This is a genomic window from Streptococcus sp. CCH5-D3 (genome assembly GCF_001556435.1).
Classification (GTDB): domain Bacteria; phylum Bacillota; class Bacilli; order Lactobacillales; family Streptococcaceae; genus Streptococcus.
Genome location: NZ_LSIW01000079.1, coordinates 1 through 585, shown reverse-complemented (window position 1 = coordinate 585; position 585 = coordinate 1). Strand labels below are relative to the sequence as shown.

The window sequence follows — 585 nt, the reverse complement described above, 5'->3', positions numbered from 1 at the left end:
GGATATCTGTTGATGTTGTTGGTTCAGCAGTTGGAGTAACTGGAGTTACTGTTGGCGTGTAGGTTGCTGAAGCCTTAGTTCCGTTAACATCTTCACGGACAACTGTTACAGCTGATGCAGTTCCTACGAATGATTTTTCTGGTACGAAGGTAACTGTTCCATCTGCTGCTACTGTGTATGTACCAACACCATCAACAGTCTTAGTCGTTGAACCATCATCAAATGTTGCTGGAACATCGTCATTCATTGGTACACGGCTATCGCCTTCTGTAAATACTGGCTTACCAGTTTGTGTAGCACCTTGAATATCTGTTGATGTTGTTGGAGTTGCAGTCGGTGTGACTGGTGTAACAGTTGGTGTGTACTTAGCTGTGATTTCAGTACCATTCTTATCAACACGTTTCACGGTTACGCCTGTAGCAGTTCCAGTAAATGATTTTTCTGGAACGAAAGTTACTGTTCCGTCTGCTGCTACTGTGTATGTACCAACGCCTTCTACTGTCTTAGTGGTTGAACCATCTTCGAAGGTAGCTGGAGTATCTTCATCGATTGGAACATTTGGATTTCCTTCGGTGAAGGTTGGTT

General features: G+C 43.6%; 1 pseudogene. It reads right to left on the bottom strand.

From position 1 onward, the window contains the following. A pseudogene (locus AX662_RS05460) lies at positions 1 to 585 on the bottom strand (CshA/CshB family fibrillar adhesin-related protein); the annotation flags it as partial.